This window comes from Pseudoxanthomonas sp. z9 (assembly GCF_006542425.1).
In the GTDB taxonomy this organism is placed as follows: domain Bacteria; phylum Pseudomonadota; class Gammaproteobacteria; order Xanthomonadales; family Xanthomonadaceae; genus Pseudoxanthomonas_A.
In genome coordinates this window covers 343810-364478 of the sequence record NZ_VFID01000011.1, presented here as the reverse complement: position 1 = coordinate 364478, position 20669 = coordinate 343810, and the positions used below count along the sequence as shown (strand labels likewise).

Genomic DNA, 20669 nt, shown 5'->3' with positions numbered 1-20669 from the left:
CAGCGCGACCCAGGCGATGCCCCGGGCGAACAAGGCTCCCCGGTTCATCGTCCGTCTCCCGGCGCATAGGGAAATCGCAGGGACTGGTAGTACGCCAGCGGCCGCGGCGGCGGCGCTTCGCCTGCGGGCAGCGGCAACCCGTTGATGGACTGGAAGTAGGCCAGGCTCGCATCGCGCCACCACTGCGCCTCACGCTGCTGGATGCGCAGGAAAGCGGCCACTTCGCGATGCCGCGCGTCGTCCACCCGGCCACGCAGGCCCTCCCAGGTGGCGCGCATGTCGCCCACGCGGGCCACGCCGCGCGAATAGCGGTGAACCATTTCGTCCCACAGGGAACGCCCGGATTGCATGCGATGGTCCCAGCGCACGTGGTGGAACCACAGCAGGAGCGGCTCGGGCACGCGATCGACGTCGCCGAACACGCGCGCCACCGGCGGCATGTACTGGGCCACGGCATTGCTGCCGCTGACGCTGCGATCGAAACCGATGCCGTCGCGATCGGCGCGGTGATAGTAGACCGAGGTCCAGTCCGCGCGCGGACCACCGTCGACCCAGGGGCCGGGGCCGTAGTGATGACCGCGTGCCATCAGGTGATGCAGGCCCAGCGGGGTCATGTAGTCCACCGCCGCCTCGCGCGATGCCATCATCATGTCCACCACCGGCCGCACCACCGCCGGGTCGGGCGAGAAGGTCATCGCGACCCAGTCGCGGGCGATGTCACGCGCGGCCAGATGGGGATTCCACGCCAGCCGGCCGAACGCGTACCAGTTGGCCTGATCGAAGTGGGAACCGCTCCAGTTGCGATCGGCGCCCACGTTGGCCACGCCCGCCATGCCGGTCAGCGCCGCGCCGTGCAGCGAACCGTCCACGACCCGCGCCACCGTGGATCCGGCGCCGCGCGCATGGGTATCGGCGCGCAGCGTCTCTTCATAAAGCGTGCCCAGGTAGACCAGGTGGGTGGCGAAGCCCAGATACTCCTTGGTGATCTGGAACTCCATCATCAGCGGCGTTTTCGGCATCGCGCCGAACAGGGGATGGAACGGCTCCCTCGGCTGGAAATCGATCGGCCCGTTCTTCACCTGCAGCAGCACGTTCGGACGGAACCGGCCATCCTGGTGGACGAATTCGGCATGGGCCTGCCTGGCGCGATCGTCCGGGACCTCGTGCGAATAGACGAAGGCGCGCCACATCACCACGCCGCCGTAATCCGCCAGTGCGTCGGCGAGCAGGTTCGCGCCGTCGGCATGCGAGCGGCCGTAGTCCTGCGGGCCGGGCTGGCCCTCGGAATTGGCCTTCACCAGGAAGCCGCCGAAATCGGGAATCAGACCGTGGATCTCGCGCGCCTTCTCGCGCCACCAGCCCCGCACCCGCGGGTCCAGCGGATCGGCGCTGTCCAGCCCCCCGATCTCGATCGGCGCGCTGAAGCGCGCGCTCAGGTACACGCGGATGCCATACGGACGGAAGACATCCGCCAGCGCCGCCGCCTTTTCCAGGTACATCGGCGTCAGGCTCAGGGCATTGGCGTTGACGTTGTTGAGGACGGTGCCGTTGATTCCCAGCGACGCGTTCGCCCGCGCGTAGTCGGTGTAGCGCGGGTCTCGCCAATCCGGAAGCTTGTGCCAGTCCCACAGCGACGCGCCCGCATAGCCGCGTTCGACGTGCCCGTCCAGATCGTCCCAGTGGTTGAGCAATCGCAGCTTCAGCCGCGGGGCTTCGCGGATCTTCAGGGTCTGCAGCGAAGCACCGGTCTGCAACAGCCGCAGCAGATGGAACACGCCGTACAGCACGCCGATGTCACCGCCGCCTGCGACGACGAGGGTTTCTTTTCCGTCAATGTTCGTCTGGCGCAGGAGATAGCCTTCCGGCCCCAATCCGCGCACTTCATCGCCCAGCGTCGCGATCCACCGCGAGGAAGCGGGCGTGCCCAGCAGCAGCGTGCCCTCGCCGATGGGGCCGGAGGACACGCGCGGCGCCCGCCCCAGCAAGCCCTCCAGTCCGCGCAGCAGTTCGTCGCGCGCGGCGCGCTGGGTCGGCGTGGCCTCCGGCGCGACCAATTCGCGCAGGCGCGCCCGGGCTTCCACGGCCTGCGCCGGAGCCATCGGCACGTAGCGCATCCACAGCGCGTAGCCGTCCTCGGCGCGCGCCGTGCCCGCGATCAGCACCATCCACAGCAGCACGAACACGACCGGCACCGGCAGAACGCGCCGCCGGCCCGGGTCGCCTCGGCGCAAGGTTAGCGTTAACATTCGCCGGCCAGGCGGGCACGCGGGCGTGATGTGTTCCATCATCATCCTGCGAGCCTGGCCGGGTTCGGGCGGTCGCGGAAAGACGCGGCCATGGTCGAAGAAGGGAAAACAGGTTGGACAAGCCGAAGAAGTCGATCCGCCGCAAGAGCAGCGGCGTGACTATCGATGAGGTGGCCGCCCTGGCGGGCGTGTCGCCGATGACGGTCTCGCGCGTCATCAATGGCCAGGGAAAAGTGCGCGACACCACCCGCGAGCGGGTCATGCAGGCGGTGCGCGAACTGGACTACACGCCCAATCTGGCCGCCAGTTCGCTGGCGGCGGCCCAACACACCCGCATCGCCCTGATCTACACCAACCCCAGCGGCGCCTATCTTCGCGAACTGCTGGTGGGACTTCTGCGCGTGGCCTCGCGCACCGCGATCCAGCTGGTAGTGGATTACTGGGACGGCCTGGGTGGCGAAGCCGAGCGTGAAGCGGCGCGCGCGCTCGCCCGCCGCGTCGATGGCGTGATCCTGCCGCCGCCGTTGTGCGAATCCCGCGTCGCGGTGACCGAACTGGTCAAGGCCGGCGTGCCGGTGGTCGCGATCGCCTCGGGACGTTTCAGCAACGACATCTCCTGCGTCAGGATCGACGACTTCACCGCCGGCAAGGAGATGGCCGAGCACCTGATCGAACGCGGCCATGCCCGCATCGGCTTCATCCGCGGACGCAACGACCTGAGCGCCAGCTCGCGGCGCTATGACGGCTTCGTCACCGCGCTGCACGAAGCCGGCCTGGAAGTCGACGCCGACCTCGTCCAGCAGGGCGACTACACCTATCGCTCCGGACTCAAGGCCACCGAGAAACTGCTTGCGCACCGCAAGCCGCCGACCGCGATCTTCGCCAGCAACGACGACATGGGCGCCGCCGCGATCTCGGTCGCCCATCGGCGCGGGCTGGACGTGCCGCGTGATCTTTCGGTGGTCGGTTTCGACGATACCTCGGCCGCGACCACGGTCTGGCCGGAACTGACCACCATCCACCAACCCATCGCGTCCATGGCCAACGCGGCCGTGGACATCCTGCTGCGCAGCATCCGTCGCAAGGGCGACAGCACCCGCGTGCTGATGGACCACGTGGTCCCGCACCGGCTGGTCAGCCGCGAATCGGTGGCGGCACCGCCCAAACGTCGCTAGCGCGTCGCAAGGCCTGCCCGCACCGCACCCGGCAGCGGCATCGTCGACAGGCAGCGGCATACCGGCCCGGCGGACCAGCGCGCTTGCGATATCGGGGTTCCACATGCCCATGCTGTTTCCCGCCCCTCCCGATGACACGGATGCCTGATCAGCTGATCCGGTCGTCCACCCTGGTCCGTATTCCGTCCGAACAAATCTGCGTCGCGATGCACGGCGCACCACGCCTGCCGACTCCCACGCCGGCCCGCTCATCGCGATGCCGGCGCCGGTCCGGGCTCATCCCTCCATCTGTTCCAGTTCCTTGCCCTTGGTCTCGTGCACGTACTTAAGGACGAAGAACACCGAGATCACCGCCGCGGCCAGGTAGATGCCGTAGGTCGCCGCCAGGCCGATGGCGGCCAGCAGGATCGGAAAGGTCACGGTGATGGCGAAGTTGGACGTCCACTGCGCCGCACCCGCCACCGCCAGCGCGGAACCGCGGATCTGGTTGGGGAACATTTCCCCCAGCATCACCCACATCACCGGTCCCCAGGACAGGTTGAAGAACACCACATAGAGATTGGCCGCCACCAGCGCCAGCGTGCCCATGCCGCCGGGCAGTTGCAGGTGGCCGTCCACCAGCGATCCGCTGGCGAAGGCCCACACCACCAGTGCCAGCGACGCCGCCATGCCGGCCGAACCGATCCACAGCAGCGGCTTGCGCCCGATGCGGTCGATCAGCAGCACGGTGACGAGGCAGGCACCGATGCTCAGCGCGCCGGACAGCACGTTGATCAGCAGGGCGTCGTTTTCCGAGAAGCCCACCGCCTGCCAGAGCACCGCGCCGTAGTAGAACACCACGTTGATGCCCACCAGTTGCTGGAAGGTGGCCAGGCCGATGCCGACCCACACGATCGGACGAATCCGGCCGGTGGCCTTGTTCTTCAGATCCGACAGCCGCGGGCGATGGTGATCCTCGGACAGCGAGGCATCGATTTCGGCCAGTTTGACGCGCGCCTCGCCCGCGCCGAACAGACGGGTGAGCACGCGCATCGCTTCGTCCTTGCGGCGCTTGACCACCAGGTAGCGCGGGCTTTCCGGAATGGTCAGCAGCAGCACCAGGAACAGCAGCGAGGGAAACGCCTGCATCCAGAACATCCAGCGCCAGGCCGCCTGGCCGCCCCACAGCGCCCCGGTCGAGGCGCCCGCGGCGCGGGCCAGCAGATAGTTGCTCAGGAACGCCGCGAACAGGCCGCTGATGATGGCGATCTGCTGCACCGTGGCCAGCCGTCCGCGGTACCGCGCCGGCGCCACTTCGGCGATGTAGGCCGGCGATATCACGCTGGCCGCGCCCACCGCGAATCCGCCCAGCACGCGCGCGGCCACGAACACCAGTGAACTGTGCGCGGCACCGGCGCCAATCGCCGACAACAGGAACAGCGCCGCCGAGATGATCAGCACGCTGCGCCGGCCCCAGCGATCGGCCAGCCGGCCGGCGAAGAACGCGCCGACCGCGCACCCCAGCAGCATCGAGGCGACCTCGAAGCCCAGCCCCGCCTTGCTGGATCCGAACGCCTGCTGCAGGCCGTCCACGGTGCCGTTGATGACCCCGCTGTCGAATCCGAACAGGAATCCCCCGATGGTCGCCACCACGCTGATCAACACGATCAGCCGGGTGTTCTCGTTCTCCGTCAACGCCTGGCTCATGCCGTCCTCCCCTTGCTCAGTTCATGACCGTTGCGATGGCCACCCGACCGCTCAGCGCAACAGGTATTGGTTGAGCAGATTCTCGTAGCGCTCCTGCTTGCCACTGATCTGCCTGGGTTCACCGTTCCCGGCGGCCAGCGCCGCCAGTCCGGACAGGTCCAGCCTACCGCTTTCGAAGTCCTTGCCCGCGCCGCTGTCGAAGCTGGCGTAACGCTCGGCGCGCCATTGTTCCCACGGGGATTCGGTCAACAGCGCGTGCGCGACCTCCAGGCCGCGCGCGAATGCGTCCATGCCGCCGATGTGGGCCAGGAACAGGTCCTCCAGATCGGTCGACTCCCGGCGCACCTTGGCGTCGAAATTCAGCCCGCCCTCCAGCCCGCCCTGGCGCAGCACCACCAGCATCGCGCCGACGGTGTCGTACAGGTCGGTCGGGAACTGGTCGGTGTCCCAGCCATTCTGGGCATTGCCGCGATTGGCATCGATGCTGCCCAGCAGCCCGTGATCGGCCGCCACCTGCAGATCGTGTTCGAAAGTGTGGCCCGACAGGGTGGCGTGGTTGGCCTCGATGTTGAGCTTGAAGTCCTTCTCCAAGCCATGCTCCTTCAGGAAGCCGGCCACGGTGGCGCTGTCGAAGTCGTACTGGTGCTTCATCGGCTCCATCGGCTTGGGCTCGATCAGGAAGTTGCCCTTCAGCCCGATGCTGCGGCCGTAGTCGCGCGCCATGGTCAGGAAACGGGCGAAATGCGCGATCTCGCGCTTCATGTTGGTGTTGACCAACGAGGCGTAGCCTTCGCGACCGCCCCAGAACACGTAGTGCTCACCGCCCAGTTCCACCGTGGCTTCCAGCGCCGCCTTCACCTGCACCGCCGCGCGCGCGACCACGGCGAAGTCCGGATTGGTCGAGGCGCCATTCATGTAGCGCGGATGCGAGAACAGGTTGGCGGTGCCCCACAACAGCTTCATGCCGGTCGCCCGCTGGCGCTCCCCGGCCAGGCCGACCATGTGCCGGAGGTTCTTTTCGTAGGTGGCGATGTCTTCCGCGTCCGGCGCCAGATCCACATCGTGGAAGCACCAGTACGGCACGCCGAGCTTGGTGAAGAATTCGAACGCCGCATCCACCTTGGCTTCGGCGGTGGCCATCGGCGAACCGGCCTCCCACGGGAAGTGCCGCGTGCCGGGGCCGAACGGGTCATGGCCGGCATTGCAGAACGTATGCCAGTAGCAGACCGCGAACTTGAGGTGCTCGGCCATGGTCTTGCCGCCAATCCTGCGGTTCGCGTCGTAGACCTTGAAGGCCAGCGGATTGTCCGAGCCGCGGCCCTCAAACGGGATGCGGCCGATGCCGGGGAAGTATTCCTTGGCGCCGATGAAGGGCTGCGTGCTCATGCTGGATTTCCTTGGGTTGTGCCGGAGGGGGAAGCGTCAGCCGCGCTGCAGCGGCGTGACGGCATCGAGGTACTGGAGGAAGCGCCGGTAGCCGTTGGCGTACGCTTGCCTGCGTGATGGATCGGGCGTGGCCGACAACGCCGGGTCGGTCGTCACATGCGCCTGCACGACGGTGGCGATGGACGCGGAGTCGCCGTTCGCGCGAGCGCGGGCCCACAGCGCCTGCAGGGCCGCGCCAAAGGCCGCGCCTTCGGCCTGTCGCGGCACGTCCACCGGCAGGCCGAACACATCGGCCACCAATTGCCGCCAGGCCGCGCTGTTGGCGCCGCCGCCGGTCAGCACGATGCGATCGAAACGCATCCCGGCGCGGACGAAGGCGTCATAGCCGTACTTCAGGCTGTAGGTGGCTCCTTCCATCGCCGCGCGATACAGGTGCGCCGGACTGAGGTTGTGCACGTCCAGGCCGGCGAGCACGCCCTTGCCCAGCGGCAGATCCGGGGTGCGCTCGCCGTTGAGGAACGGCAGCATCACCAGCCCGTCGGCGCCGGCCGGCGTGGACTGCACGAGCGCGTCGCCGTCGCGCGCGTCGAAGCCGAACAGGCGCGCGACCTGCTCGGTCGCCACCGTGCAGTTCATCGTGCAGATCAGCGGCAGCCAACCGCCGGTGGACGAGCAGAATGCCGCCCACGCGCCGGCCGGATCGACCACCGGCGTGTCTGAGTACGCGAACAGCGTGCCCGAGGTGCCCAGGCTCATCGCCAGCCGGCCTTCGGCCACGCAGCCGGTGCCGATGGCCGCCATCATGTTGTCGCCGCCGCCGACCGCGACTTTGACGGTGGTGGGCAGGCCCAGCTTCGCGGCCATCGCCGGCATGATGTCGAACAGCGCGTCCGGCGCGGCGATCGGCGGCAGGCAGGCCGCCAGATCGCGATCCGGATCGGTGGCATGCAGCATCGCCTTCGACCAGCCGCGCGTGCGCACGTCCAGCCAACCGGTGCCGGAGGCATCGCCGTACTCGCAGAAGCGCTGTCCGGTCAGCACGAAATTCAGGTAGTCGTGCGGCAGCAGGATCGTCGCCAGCCGCGCGTAGGCCTCGGGACGATGCTTGCGCGTCCACGGCAGCTTGGAGGCGGTATAGCCGGCCAGGATCGGATTGCCGGCCAGCTCGATGGCGCCTTGCGCGCCGCCGACCGCCGCCATGATGTCGACGCACTCGCCGGCCGTGCTGGTGTCGTTCCACAACTTGGCCGGCGCCAGTACCTGTCCGTCGATGTCCACCGCCACGAAGCCGTGCTGCTGGCCGGACACCGCCAGCGCATCCACGCGCGCGCGGATCGTCGGGTCGATGCGATCGAAGCAATCGCGCATCGCCTCCACCCAGTCCGACGGATGCTGCTCGCGGCTGCCGTCCTCGCCACTGGTCAATGCCAGCGGCGCACTGGCATTGGCGACCACGACGCGGGCATCCGGGTCGTACACCACCACCTTGAGGCTTTGCGTGCCTGCGTCGATGCCTGCGGTCAGTGCCATGCGAAGTCCCCGGAACGAAAAGTTAGCGCTACCATTTCGGCGGTAAAAAAAATCCGCATCCGCGAATACCGCCGGGAAAGCCGCTGCCGCGGCCCGGTCCCTAGCCTGCGGCCACTGTATACACGACCGCGCCGGAGTACATGCTGCGGCGCAGAATCCCCGTCCCGACAAGGACTTGCGGACGACGGACCGTGCGCTTTCATGCCCGCTGCTCCCGCGCCGGGGCAGGACGTTGCCGCCACACCTCGGCGTTGGCCGGGCAGTAGCGTTCAATGAAGTCCTGCTGCGCTGGCATCGCCGCCACCGCCCGCGTGATCGGCGCGCGGATGCCGTCCAGCAGGCGCTTCAGATCCGGATCGGACAGGCCACGCGCCAGCGGATGGTGCGCCTGCGGCTGCAGGCCCTGGCCCAGCATCACGTGGGTCCAGGAATCGACGCGGAACAGTTCGTTGGCGCCCTGCCAGGCGTGCGCGCGCTCGCGCCACGCCTGCAGGCGGATCGCCAGCGAATCCGGCAATTCCATGTGGCGGCATTCGCGCCACATCGGTTCCTCGCGCTGGTTGGCGTGGTAATGCAGGATGATGAAGTCGCGCACGTGCTCCATCTCGATCCGGCTGGTCTCGTTGTACAGCCGCACCAGCGCGTCATCGATGCCATCGAGCGGAAACAGTTCGATCAACCGCACGATCGCGGTCATCGCCAGGTGCAGGCTGGTCGATTCCAGCGGCTCGATGAAACCGCTGGCCAGGCCCAGCGACACCACGTTCCTGTTCCAGGCCCGCAGGCGACGCCCGGTCCGGAACGGCACCCGCCATGGATCGCGCACCGGCGGCGCGCCGACGTCGGCAAGCAGTTTGGCGCTGGCTTCGTCGTCGGACATATGACGGCTCGAAAACACCAGGCCGCAACCGACCCGGTGCTGCAACGGGATGTGCCAGCGCCAGCCGGCCGCGTGCGCGATCGCGCGCGTGTACGGCACCGGTGCGTCGGTTGGCTCGGTCTGCACCGCCACCGCGCGGTCGCTGGGTAACCAGCGGTTCCAGTCCTCGTAGCCGGTTTGCAGGGTCTGTTCGATCAGCAGACCGCGAAAGCCGGTGCAATCGATGAACAGATCGCCCTCGACCACCTGGCCATCCTCCAGCAGCAACGCGCGCACGTCGCCGGTCCCGGCGTCCTGGCGCACCTCGCGGATCTTGCCCTCGATCCGCTTGAGTCCGTTGCGCTCGGCATGCCGGCGCAGGAAACGCGCGTACAGCCCGGCGTCCAGGTGGTAGGCGTAGTTGACCGCGGGCTGCCCGCCCAGGGCGAACCGATCCCGCAGCGACGCCTGGGTTTCCAGGCAGAAGTCGCCGAGCGCGGAGGCATGGCCGCGGCGCAGGCTCTCCAGCCAGAAATGGTGGAACGCGCAGACCAGGGTGCCCTGACCGGTGATGCCGAACGGATGGATATAGCGCTCGCCGTGCCGGCGCCAGTGCTCGAACGAGATCGACAGCTTGAACGTGCCGGCCACGGCCTGCAGGAATTCCTGCTCGTCGATCTGCAGGAAGCGATGGAAGCTGCGGATCGGCGGCACCGTCGATTCGCCGACGCCGACCGTGCCGATCTGCTCGGATTCGATCAGGGTGATGTCCAGCAGTTCGCGGAACTGGTGCGCCAGCGCGGCGCCAGCCAGCCAGCCGGCGCTGCCGCCACCGGCAATCACCACCCTGCGTATCCGTCCAGCTTCCATCCGTCCCCTCTCCCGGCGTGCCGGTCAGCGATTGAGTTTGTCGATCAGCATGGCGCGCAGTTGCCGCGCCATCGCTTCGTCCAGCGGCCCCATCACCCCGCGCGCATCTTGGGGCAGGTGCGCGCCAGCCTGATCGGCGGCGCCGAACACGTAATGATCGAAAATCGCGCGCCATCCCCGCTTCTCGCGCTCGGGCCGATCCCGAATCGTCCACAGCGCGTGGTACAGCGCGTGCATCGGCGTCGGCAGATAGGCCGGCGCGCTGCTCCACCAGTAGTTGATCAGTACGTTGAACGGCTCCAGCCCCTGCACGTGGTGCCACCACAGGCTCGGCATGAAGATCGCGTCGCCGGGTTCAAGCACCGCCTCGCGCGCGGTCGCCCACGCCTCGGCGAAGCGCGGGTGGCGCTGCAGATCCGGTGCGGCGAAATCCACGATGCTGACCGCCTGCCCGCCGGGCGTCGGCGCCAGGGGTCCCGGATACAGGTTGGCGATCTGTTCGGGCGGGAACAGGGTGAAGCGGCGCCGTCCGACGGCACAGCAGGCGATATTGTTCAGGGCGTCGTAATGGCATGACGCGGTCACCCGGTTGCCGATCCAGATGCTCGGCGGCGCGTGGATGCCCTGGGCCGCGAGCCCGAGATCGTTGCCGGCGCGCAGGCGCGGAAGACGGGCATCCACCGGCAACGACGCCACGTAGTAGGTCGGTGGCCGTTCGTCTTCGATGTGCCGTGCGATCCCGTCGAGTACATCACCCAGGCCATCGCGGCGCACCTCGCAGTTCAAGCCGGTGAAGCCGGCATCGTAGAACGGCCGTCCCGCCACCTCCGGCGCGCCCCACGAATAGGTGACCGGCTGGCCATTGTCGTGATCGCGCAGGTAGTCCATCGCGGCGCGCATCGAACTCCGGCCGGCCCGCACCAGTTCCCAATCGCGCGCGACCCCGCGCAGCACGACCGGCTCGCCGCCGGCCAGCAGCGCCTGCACGGGCACGTTCTCACCTGGCGACAGCGTCAGTTCGGGCAGCGGCGTGGCGGCAGGCAACATCGCTCAGGCCGCCCGTGCCTGGCGCAGGCGACGCTGCTTCTCGGCCATCAACCGGCGCAGGTTCTGCATCGACGCCTGGATCAGATACGCCCCTTCCAGATATCCGGCGCGGTGGAGCCCGTGCAGCGCCCCCGCGTCCAGCGCGGCCAGGCGCTCCCGATCCAGGCCATGCAGGCCGGCCAGGCTCACCCGGTGCTGGTCGTCCAGCTGCAATTCCAGGTCCAGCGGCTGGATCAGCTCCAGCGCGTCGAACGCGGCGAACATCGACGCGCCGGATTCGATGCCGTCGCGGACGCCGCGCAACACCGCCGAAACATGATCCAGGTAGGGACTGTGCCCGCCATGCGGCAGGAACACCGCTTCGCCTTCGCTGAAACTGGCGCGCGGATGATCCAGGTCGACATGGATCACCGGTTCGCGCCGGAGTTCGCCCTCCACGCTGCGCTCCTGGAACCCGATCAGGAACGGCCCCTTGGCGACGATGCCCGGCAGGTAGGTGGCGTTCCAGCGGCCATCGCGCAGGAACAGGTTCTCGCGCGCGTCGAAGCCCAGCAGGGCGACCGCCTGCCAGGCGCCGTCGCGGTTGCGGTCGCGACGGAAGAAAATCGGATACTCGCGCTGCAATTCGGCGAACTCGGTCGGGAACGCGGTGACCATGCCGACATCGTCGCCGAACTCCGGCCCGAAGCGGGTGATGACCCGCAGGTCCTTGTGGGCGACGTTGTTCAGCAGTTCGTGTCGTGCCATGGTGATTCGGGACCGGGTGGCGTGCGCGGAGTTATGCACCGTCCCTGCCGGAATTGGAAGGGCCGCCGCCGAAAGCCGGGCGGGCGACCGGTGGGTGAAAAGGGATCGCTGCCGAAGCAGCGATCCCATCCTTCACGATAGCCGGAGAGGGCGGTATCGCAGGACCCTAGAACTTGTAGCGGACACCGAGCATGTAGCGCGGACTCTGATCGACCAGCTTGATTACCTGCTTCTCCGAGCGGCCGTGCCAGCGCACGTCCTCGCCGGTCAGGTTGATCGCCTCGAAGCCCAGCGACCAGCGGTCCGACAGCGCGTAGTTGACGCTGAGATCCCACTGCTCGTATTCCTCGACGTAGTACGGATTGCGGTTGGATCCGTTCTGGTTCGCCGCGATGAGGTACTCGTCGCGCCAGTTCCACGCCAGGCGGACCGACCAGCCATACTTCTCGTACATCAGCATCAGGTTGGCGGTGTCGCTCAGGCCCAGCAGCGCGAACTGGTCGCGGTCCAGCACCGTGTTGTCGAAGCCGACGTCGCCATTGACGATGGTGTAGTTGGCGAACAGACCGAAACCGCTGTCACCGAGGAAGTACTGGCCGCCGATTTCCCAGCCGCGCAGCTTGGCCTTGTTCTGGTTGACCGGCCGGTTGACGTCGAACAGGTACAGCGGATCGTCCGCCTCGCCGACCAGGTTGTAGTCGGTCTCCATCTCCAGCACCTGCGCCGAGCTGCCGTCGTAGGCGGCCAGGCCACCGGTGGCACCGGCGTTGCGCAGCATGGCCAGGGCCGTGAACAGCGCCGTGTCGTTGGCCGAGCAGGCGGCGTCGACGTCGTTGCCGGCGCCGCTCACCTGGGTGACGCAAGCCTGGCTCTGCAGGAAGTCCAGCGCCGCCTGCGCATCCGGACCGGAGGTCGGATCGGTCAGGCCATACAGCGATTCGCGGACCACGGTGTTGCCGATGAAATTGTCGACCGCCTTGTTCCAGTAGGTCACCGACACGTAGCTGGCATCGGCGAAGTACCACTCCAGCGCCAGGTCCAGGTTGTCAGATTCCAGCGGCTCCAGCGCCGGATTCTGGGCGTCGCCGCCGGCGCGCGTGGACGGATTGACCAGCACCGAACCGGTCGGCTGGTTCGGGTTCGGACCGGCGTACAGGTTGCCGTACGGCGGACGCGCGATCGTCTTGCTGAACGAGGCGCGGCCCTTCAGGGTGTCGGTGAAATCAATCCCGAAGTCCAGGTTCGGCAGCAGGTAGCTGTAGCGGTTGGTCTCGCTGAACGGCTGCACCTCGTCCGAGCGCAGGATGCGGAAGTCGTTGTTGGCCGACCACTCGATCGCGTTGGGCACGGCCACCGCCGAAGTGGAGGTGACATCGGTGCGCTCGTAGCGCACGCCAATCCGCGTCTGGGTGGCCATGCCGCCGAGCTCGCCCTGCATTTCGAGCTGCAGGTAGACCGAATCGGTCTTTTCCTCGATCTTGTTGTCGGCCGCCAGTTGCGGGTTGTAGCGGTTGCTCGCCCCGTACTCGCCGGCCGCCCACCGCGCCAGGTCACTGGCGTTGCCTCGCCATGCGCCGGGCGCCGCGCCGTTGGCGCTGTAGTCGTCGAACAGGCCGATGATGCTGGTCCGCCGCAGCAGATCGGTCAGGCCCGGTTCGTCGCCGGCATTGGCCACGCCCCAGTCGCCGAGCGTGGCGTACATCTCGGTCGCCTGCCGCCGCCTCATCGTCATGCGCGAGGAATCGACGCCGAACTGGAAACGGCCATCCTCGAAATCGAACTCGCCGTCGATCCGGCCCTGCTTGATCTCGGTTTCCTGGGTCTGCGCGTTGATGCGCAGCACCTGCGAGCCCAGTTGCTCGGGCGGGAAGTCGGGATTCAGGGTGCCGCCGGTGCCGGCCACCGCCGATGCCGCGTCCGGATACCAGGTACGGGCGCCGAGCGGCAGGCCGTTGTTGAAGCGCAGCTCCTGCGCCCAGTTGCCGCCGCAATACGGACCGACCGTGCAGTTGTTGGTGCCGGCCAGGCTGAAGTAGGTCGCGCCGCCGCCGGTCAGCGGGTCGTTCGGCTTGCTGCTGGACTTGGTGTTGTGGGCGTCGAAGTTCAGCCGGAACCGATCGCTGACGTCCCACTTGGCGTTGAAGCCCAGCGAGTCCAGCTTGTACTTCTGCTCGTTGTGCTGCTGCTCGTAACCGAAGTCCTTGGCACCGACGATGTCGCGCAGGTAGACCGGCGTGGCGACGGCCTCGTTGGTATCGAATGCCAGGTGGGTGAAGCTGTTGGCGCGCTGCAGCCAGATTGTCTGCTCGCCGCGATCCTCGGAGATCTCGTTGGTCGAGTACGTGTAGTCCAGGGTCAGGGTCAGGCTGTCGATCGGAGCGAACTGGATCACCGCCTGGCCGTTGATGCGCTCGCGTTCGAAATCGGCGAAGGCATAGCGCAGGTCGTTCGGCATCGCGTAGAGCTGGCCGATGGCCGGCGCGTTGACCACCTCCGCGCCGGCGCGCAGCGCCGGATCGGTGCCGGTCCAGCGCTGGATGTTCCAGGCGTTCTCGGTCGCCTGCACCGAACCGCCGTGGCGCTTCTGGTAGCTGGCCGCCAGGCCGACGCCCCAGGTCTTGTCGTCATTGGTGTAGCTGAAGATGCCCGAGACTTCGGGCGTCATGTCGGTGTCGAACGGCTGCGAGTCGTCATAGACCGCCTTGGCGCCGGCGCTGGCGACCACGCCGGTATGGTTGAACGGCCGATCGGTCTGGATGTTGATGGTCGCGCCGATGCCGCCGCTGGGCACGGTGGCCTGGCCGGTCTTGAAGACCTCCAGCGCGCTGATCGCCTCGGAGGCCAATTGGGCGAAATTGAACGCGCGGGTGCCGCCGTCCACGCCGCCGATCGGGATCTGGCCCGGCGCGCCGAACGCGTCGGCGCCGGGAATCTGGCGACCGTTGAGGGTCACCATGTTGAACTGCGGGCCGAAGCCACGCGCGGTGACCTGCGCGCCCTCGCCGTCGCGGCGCTCGATGGAGATACCGGTGATGCGCTGCAGGGACTCGGCCAGGTTGGTGTCCGGAAACTTGCCGATGTCCTCGGCGGTGACGCCATCGACGACGCCGATGGCGTCGCGCTTCATCCCCATCGACTGATCCAGACTGCTGCGGATGCCGCTGACCACGACCGTGTCCAGGGTCTTGGCCTGGTCGGTCGCCTGCGACGCGGATTGCTGGGTGGTGTCCGCAGGCGTGGCCTGCGTGGTGGCGTCCTGGCCGAACGCGGGGTTGATGACCAGCACGCCCCCCACGAAGGTGAACATGGCCTTCGATTTGAATCTCGCCAACTTCCGGCTCATGAACTTGCCCTCAGGTCTGGAGTTGCACGGAAACTGCACGCGTTCATGGATCTCCCCTTTCACGATCAATGGATGTATCGCCCTCCCAAGGGCGCCCACGGGCATGGCCCGTTATTTCCAGACCGGAACCGGGCGCGGCGTCCGAGGACGCACGACCTGGTATTCCGGCTTCAAAACGTGTTTGGACGACTAGTGCGCGATGGAGGGGCAGGCCATTGACCGGGCTGTGCAGCAGTCGAGTGGTAGCGCTACCATTACGTTGGGCCGCAGACTAATCACGCCTCTTCGTCCTTGTCACCATGCAGCGCAGCAAATCGACGCAAAGTCCCCGAAACACCGCGCCGAGTACGTTGGGAGGAACCGTGATGGAAACGATTCCAGCCACGGGACTGCGCGTGTAATGGAGGTTTCCCGCCCGCAGGCCGCCTGAACCACGCAGAATGACCGGATGAATTCCCGCATGAACAAGACCAGCAAGTCGGTCCGCCGCAAGGGACGGGCCATCACCATCGACGAAGTCGCCGCGCACGCCGGTGTCTCGCCGATGACCGTGTCCCGCGTGATCAATGGCCACGAAGGCGTGCGTGACGCCAATCGCGAACGGGTGATGCGCAGCGTGCGCGAGCTCGGCTATCGGCCCAACCTGGCCGCCAGCGCGCTGGCCGCGGCGCAGCACACCTGCATCGCGCTGATCTACACCAACCCCAGCTCCAGCTACCTGCGCGAGCTGCTGGTCGGCGCCTTGCGCGGCTCGGCGCGCGCGGCCGCGCAATTGGTGATCGCCACCTGGGACACCCTCGACGCGGAAGGCCAGCGCGCCGCCGCGCGGCAGTTGGCGCAGAGCGTGGCGGGCGTGATCCTGCCGCCGCCGCTATGCGAGTCCAAGGCGATCGTCGCCGAGTTCGCGCAGGCCGGAATTCCGGTCGTCGCGATCGCGTCGGCGCATTTCAGCGACCGGATTTCCTGCGTGCGCATCGACGACCATCGCGCCAGCCACGAAATGACCACGCACCTGATCGCGCATGGCCATACCCGCATCGGCTACATCAAGGGCGATCCCAACCAGACCGCCAGCGCGCATCGCCTGCGCGGCTACCAGGAAGCCCTGGCCGAGGCCGGCCTCGCCTTCGACGAGGCGCTGGTCCAACCCGGCTATTTCACCTACCGCTCGGGCCTGGAAGCGGCGGAAAACCTGCTGGCCCTGCGCCGCCCGCCGACCGCCATCTTCGCCAGCAACGACGACATGGCCTCCGCCGTGGTCTCCGTCGCCCACCGCCGTGGCCTGGACGTGCCGCGCGATCTTTCCGTGGTCGGCTTCGACGACACCTCGGCGGCGACGATGGTCTGGCCCGAACTGACCACCATTCACCAGCCCGTCGCCTCGATGGCCGACGCGGCCATCGACATCCTGCTGCGCGAGATCCGGCGCGCCAACAGCTCGGCGCGCACGCTGGTCAACCACGTCGTCCCGCACCAGCTGGTGAAACGCGCCTCGGTGGAGACGCTCGTCAAGCGCAAGGCGGGCGGACGGTAGGAAATCGGATCAGGACGCTGTGCATCCATTCCCTGTCGCACACCTGACATGAGGATGTCCCGGTCGACGGACGCCCAGCATTATCAGGCGGGGGATCCCGGCTCACGTCCGGACGATTAACTTCCGGTTCGCGCTGCCTATAATCGCCCATCCTTTCGAACTGCGGTGGAAAATGCCGGTACCCGCGCGTGCCTTGCCCAATCCCGAATGCACGCTGGAAACGGCGCTGGCCCATTCCCCTGTCGATGCGACGAAGGAAGCGCGATGAATCGTTTCCTTCGTTGGTTGAGGAGCGCTCCCTTGTCCAACCCGGTGGATAGGCGCAACGCGCCCTTCTTCCAGGTGCTCCTGCTTTTCTTCGGGGTCTTCGTCCCGATCAACAAGGCCCTCTTCCTCTACGCGGTCGGTTCCGGACAGGCGCCCAGGCCGGATGCCTTGAAGTTGTCCGCGGACCTGGTCACCGACCTGCTGCTCGTCGGTGCGGCATGGGTCGCGCTGTGGCTTATCCGCAGGGGCCGTTTCCGACAGGGCGTGGCCCTGTTTCTGTCCGTTGCGTCCCTTTGCGTCGGCATGGCCTATGCCAGCGTTGGCATGGCGCGCGTGGGCCTGGACCCGATTCCCTTGGTGCTGCTGTCGTTGGCCGGCCTGGTGATGGGGCGGCGGGCCCTGTGGACCGTACTGGGCGCGCTGACGGCGATGCTGCTGGCCTGCATGGCCCTGGATATGGTGCATCGCGCCGATGCGGCGCCGCTGGCCTCCACGATTGGCAAGACCATTTCCATCGCCGGCATCTGGCTGATCATCGCGTTGGTACTGGATCGCACGGTGGCCGCCCTGCGCAACAGCCTGGAGGAGTCCGAGCAACGCAACCGGGCGTTGGAACTGGCCTATGCGCGTCTGGAGGAAGAAATCGCCGAGCGCGATCGCACCCGCGAGCAGTTGTTCCATTCGCGAAAGATGGACCTGACCGGACGGTTGGCCAGCGGCCTCGCACACGACTTCGGCAACGTCCTCACCGTCATCCTGGGATACGCCCAGAGACGGAACCGGCTGGCCGCCGACGGCGGTGAGCCAGCGCTCATATCGGCACTGGAACGCGTGGAGCTGGCCGCCCGCCGCGCCATGGCCATCAGCGGCAAGCTGCTGGATTTCAACCGCCTGGACCTTGCCCATCCGGAGACATTCGATGCCGGCGCCGCGCTGGACGACCTGCAGACGATGCTCCGCCAGTTGCTCGGCCCGGAGGTCCGTCTGTCGCTGGAGCGACCGGGCGTTCCCCTCCTCGTCCACATGGACAAGGGCAACTTCGAATTGACGATCCTCAACCTCGCCGGAAATGCCCGGGATGCGCTCCCGGAAGGCGGAACGTTCCGCATCGCCGCTTCACTCGACGACAAGACCAACTCGCTCGCCCTGATCCTCAGCGACAATGGTCCCGGGATTCCCGAGGCGATACGGGCCAACGTGTTCACGCCTTTCTTCACCACCAAGCCCAAAGGCGAAGGCACCGGACTGGGCCTGTCCGTGGCGCGCGACATAGTGATGGACGCGGGCGGTGAGATCAGCATCGAATGCCCGCCCGCGGGCGGAACTTCCGTGCAAATCACGCTTCCCTTGGCATCGACCGCCGGGTGATGTCCAGGGAACGGCTGCAGCAGAGCCTTCAACGCATTTGCCCACGCCCTCACGGGGCCAGGTAGAAATCCATGGGGATAAGTTCGACGGCCCACCCTCCCTCTTCGCCCAAGATGGCGGCCGGGTGCATGGAGGCGATGCGCAATGCCTCCTCAGGGCTGTCCGCCTCGATGATGAACAGACCACCCACCACCTCCTTCGCCTCGGCGTAGGGCCCATCGGTGACATGCGTCTTGCCGCCACGCGGACGGAGCGTTCGCCAGTTGCTGATGTCGCCCAGTGATGCGGACACCCGCACCTTGCCGGTGGCGAGCATCTTTTCGTCCAGTGCGGGGCACTGGCTCTCCAGCGCTTCCACTTCGTTTGGACTCATTGCGGCGAACTTTTCGGGGGAGAAATAGGCCAGGCCGAGATACTTCATGGGAGTTCCCAGAGGTGTGTTTGACGACGAAGCGGAGGGCTGGAAATCGACTGTGCTTACGCAAAACTGGGAAGAGGACTACTCCCTACATGGCCCACCCGCCATGGAAAGATACTCTGCCCCCCCTTTTTTAGCTTCACTTGGCGCATTTTTTTTCGCCGTAGCCCGATTCATGGCTACCCGGTGCTCCCGGGAGCACTAGCCTTTGTGCTCACACATGATTCTTGCCCCAGCATCTAGGCGCAAGCCATGTTCCTTGCAGGCGCATCGGGCACCGTGATAGCGTTCCGGAACCTCCAACATCCCGCTCGACATGAAGTATTGATGTGCAGGCAGATGGCCTGCTTCGCTACAGAATCCTGGATTCAATGAGCAAGGCTCATAAGCGAAAGGCAGTGGCCGGCTCCAGGCGCCAGCCCCCATACGAGAAGTTCCAGGCTTACGCTACGGCGAACATTCTCTTGTTCTATCTCAGAGTCCGCGGCTCATCAGCGAGATAGATCTACCTGACTACACACGCTGTACCTGCCAGCACTGGCATATGAATGCTCTATCAGGCGTAGACCCTGTCATGGCCTGACGGACATTTCCGCACAACTTCAACCAAAACAGGAAAGCGCTATGGGTAATTCACTCACTGGCGGCGTGCGCGTGCGCGCCGACAACGGAAAGTTCTATGACATTGAAGCAACCGACTTTGAGCTCGCAGAAAGTGGGCGCCGTCATCTTGGCGATGGGGAGTACCAGTTCGAGCGCCTGTACGTGGCCAATCTCTGGACCGACAACGTCAACATCGAAGTCCGGTTCGAGGTCGCTAGTCGAAATGGGATGGTGCGCGCCTATGTGCCGACCGTGGCCGATGCCACCTACATCGAGGACGATCTTGAGGAAGTAAACGTCGACGAGGATGAGGACGAGGACTCCGACTAACATCTCACTCGCAGAAGGTCCGGCGATGGCCGGACCTTCTCACACCTTCCTGAAGGTCTATCGAGCAAGTTTTCAGACTGAATGCGAATACCCACCGCTGTTGCTTGTGGGCCGGCGAACTGTTCCTAGCCAAATTCCTGGGCGGCGAAACAGTACCCCTTTGACCCCGCGAACAGAAGAACTCCAACCGACTACTTGGGTGCTCCACCTTCATCATCGAAGTGAATGACACCAATCCCATCCGCTTGCAGTGGCCGAGTAGCGCCCAAGGCTCCCTGGGCGCACCGTTCGTTATATTGCTCAACCATCTGCGCAAGCATGTTGTTCAAGTAAACCATTCTATCGAGCAGTTCATCAGGAAACAGTGGATTGTCGATGTTTCTAACCCATAGCTTCGCGTTGTCATTTGCGATGCGGGCCAAAGAAATCAGTGTGTCCCCATGCAAGCAAACCGCCGGCGTCGTTCTTGTGGGCAAGCGGACTATGGCGAGATTGGTTTCAGAACTCAATATTTCGGCATTCATCATCAGCGTCCCTTGGCGTCGAAAACTGACGCAGTCGGCCTCTAGCATGCTACTAGTAGCGATAGGCCAAGAGTCCGAATCCCGCCTCAAAGTATTTCATAAGTATTTCGGCTTCATGGACTGATGTTACGACCAGCCCCTCCAACAATATAGTGCAAGTCCCTTGCCTAGAATCAAACCTCCTGTCTGTCACTATAAGAAATCCATCAAAGCTAGCACCAGGCAAAGTGGAGTCCCTAGAAAACAAGAATGAAACCCTGTCTCCCACGGCCGGAACAGCGCAGAGATCAAGGCTTCCCGTGACATTCCCATAGGCATCATCTGGAGAAGTGAAAACTGAGAAATCAATCGCTACTTTCATCATTAGCTCTACCGAGATACAAAGGTGAATAGAACCTTCGCCATACAGTTCTATTCACCGCACCCTTTCCTAAAGCAGAATTACCCCCTGCTTTATCCTGATTCAGAGATCCGATGTCTCCACGGCGCTGCATGCCTAGCTGTGTCAGGCATTCCTAGAAAGGTAAAGATACCTCTCTGCGTCGGGGTAGTGAATCAAACCTCCATCAGAGGACTCGACGAGCACCCCAGACTTGAGATAGCCCCACTCATCAGCGGAGTATCCCGCCGCATAACGGCCAGCATCTATCACCGCCACGACAACACCGGTGGCTTCGCCACCAACAGCAACGACGTCGCCTAAGTTAGCTGGCGTACCATCTTTGTAGTTTCCTGT

The 20669-nt window shown here is 65.8% G+C and carries 14 protein-coding genes; 4 read left to right on the top strand and 10 right to left on the bottom strand.

Annotated elements, in window-relative coordinates:
* Positions 1 to 44: 44 nt before the first annotated feature.
* Positions 45 to 2165: an alpha-glucuronidase family glycosyl hydrolase gene (locus FG323_RS13715; protein WP_255470189.1), complete on the bottom strand. Its 2121-nt coding sequence runs from the start codon at positions 2163 to 2165 to the stop codon at positions 45 to 47.
* A 194-nt stretch (positions 2166 to 2359) separates the two neighbouring features.
* Between FG323_RS13715 and FG323_RS13710 the strand changes: the two genes are divergently transcribed.
* Positions 2360 to 3421, top strand: a complete 1062-nt coding sequence (locus FG323_RS13710) for a LacI family DNA-binding transcriptional regulator (protein ID WP_141455222.1) — start codon at positions 2360 to 2362, stop codon at positions 3419 to 3421.
* Positions 3422 to 3697: 276 nt separating this feature from the next.
* Here FG323_RS13710 and FG323_RS13705 read toward each other — a convergent pair whose 3' ends face one another.
* The 7 genes from FG323_RS13705 to FG323_RS13675 form a co-directional block, all read right to left on the bottom strand.
* Positions 3698 to 5107 carry a sugar porter family MFS transporter gene (locus FG323_RS13705; protein WP_141455221.1) on the bottom strand — a complete coding sequence of 470 codons (1410 nt, stop codon included), beginning with the start codon at positions 5105 to 5107 and terminating at the stop codon, positions 3698 to 3700.
* A 51-nt stretch (positions 5108 to 5158) separates the two neighbouring features.
* Complete coding sequence (xylA, locus tag FG323_RS13700) at positions 5159 to 6493, bottom strand: xylose isomerase (RefSeq protein ID WP_141455220.1); 1335 nt, start codon at positions 6491 to 6493, stop codon at positions 5159 to 5161.
* A 36-nt stretch (positions 6494 to 6529) separates the two neighbouring features.
* Positions 6530 to 8023, bottom strand: coding sequence for a xylulokinase (xylB, locus tag FG323_RS13695; RefSeq protein WP_141455219.1), 1494 nt, complete (start codon positions 8021 to 8023; stop codon positions 6530 to 6532).
* 199 nt (positions 8024 to 8222) lie between these two features.
* Positions 8223 to 9752: a tryptophan halogenase family protein gene (locus tag FG323_RS13690; protein ID WP_141455218.1), complete on the bottom strand. Its 1530-nt coding sequence runs from the start codon at positions 9750 to 9752 to the stop codon at positions 8223 to 8225.
* A gap of 24 nt (positions 9753 to 9776) precedes the next feature.
* Positions 9777 to 10799 carry a cupin-like domain-containing protein gene (locus FG323_RS13685; RefSeq protein WP_141455217.1) on the bottom strand — a complete coding sequence of 341 codons (1023 nt, stop codon included), beginning with the start codon at positions 10797 to 10799 and terminating at the stop codon, positions 9777 to 9779.
* A gap of 3 nt (positions 10800 to 10802) precedes the next feature.
* A complete protein-coding gene (locus FG323_RS13680) occupies positions 10803 to 11546 on the bottom strand; it encodes a SapC family protein (protein WP_141455216.1) in 744 nt (247 codons plus the stop codon).
* Between the two features lie 166 nt (positions 11547 to 11712).
* Positions 11713 to 14889: a TonB-dependent receptor gene (locus FG323_RS13675; RefSeq protein ID WP_181444230.1), complete on the bottom strand. Its 3177-nt coding sequence runs from the start codon at positions 14887 to 14889 to the stop codon at positions 11713 to 11715.
* A gap of 460 nt (positions 14890 to 15349) precedes the next feature.
* On the opposite strand from FG323_RS13675, the gene FG323_RS13670 reads away from it, so the two are divergent.
* Both FG323_RS13670 and FG323_RS13665 read left to right on the top strand, forming a co-directional pair.
* Positions 15350 to 16423 (top strand): LacI family DNA-binding transcriptional regulator, encoded by a 1074-nt coding sequence (locus FG323_RS13670; RefSeq protein ID WP_141455215.1) that lies wholly within the window; start codon positions 15350 to 15352, stop codon positions 16421 to 16423.
* Between the two features lie 300 nt (positions 16424 to 16723).
* Entirely contained in the window at positions 16724 to 18058 is a 1335-nt protein-coding gene (locus FG323_RS13665) for an ATP-binding protein (RefSeq protein ID WP_181444229.1), read from the top strand.
* A 49-nt stretch (positions 18059 to 18107) separates the two neighbouring features.
* Here the strand turns inward: FG323_RS13665 and FG323_RS13660 are convergent, their stop codons facing one another.
* The gene (locus FG323_RS13660; protein WP_141455213.1) at positions 18108 to 18479 is read right to left on the bottom strand and encodes a YciI family protein; all 372 of its coding nucleotides are present in this window, start codon (positions 18477 to 18479) and stop codon (positions 18108 to 18110) included.
* 621 nt (positions 18480 to 19100) lie between these two features.
* Between FG323_RS13660 and FG323_RS13655 the strand changes: the two genes are divergently transcribed.
* Positions 19101 to 19409 (top strand): hypothetical protein, encoded by a 309-nt coding sequence (locus FG323_RS13655; RefSeq protein WP_141455212.1) that lies wholly within the window; start codon positions 19101 to 19103, stop codon positions 19407 to 19409.
* A 191-nt stretch (positions 19410 to 19600) separates the two neighbouring features.
* Here FG323_RS13655 and FG323_RS13650 read toward each other — a convergent pair whose 3' ends face one another.
* A complete protein-coding gene (locus FG323_RS13650; RefSeq protein ID WP_181444228.1) occupies positions 19601 to 19933 on the bottom strand; it encodes a hypothetical protein in 333 nt (110 codons plus the stop codon).
* Positions 19934 to 20669: the final 736 nt, after the last annotated feature.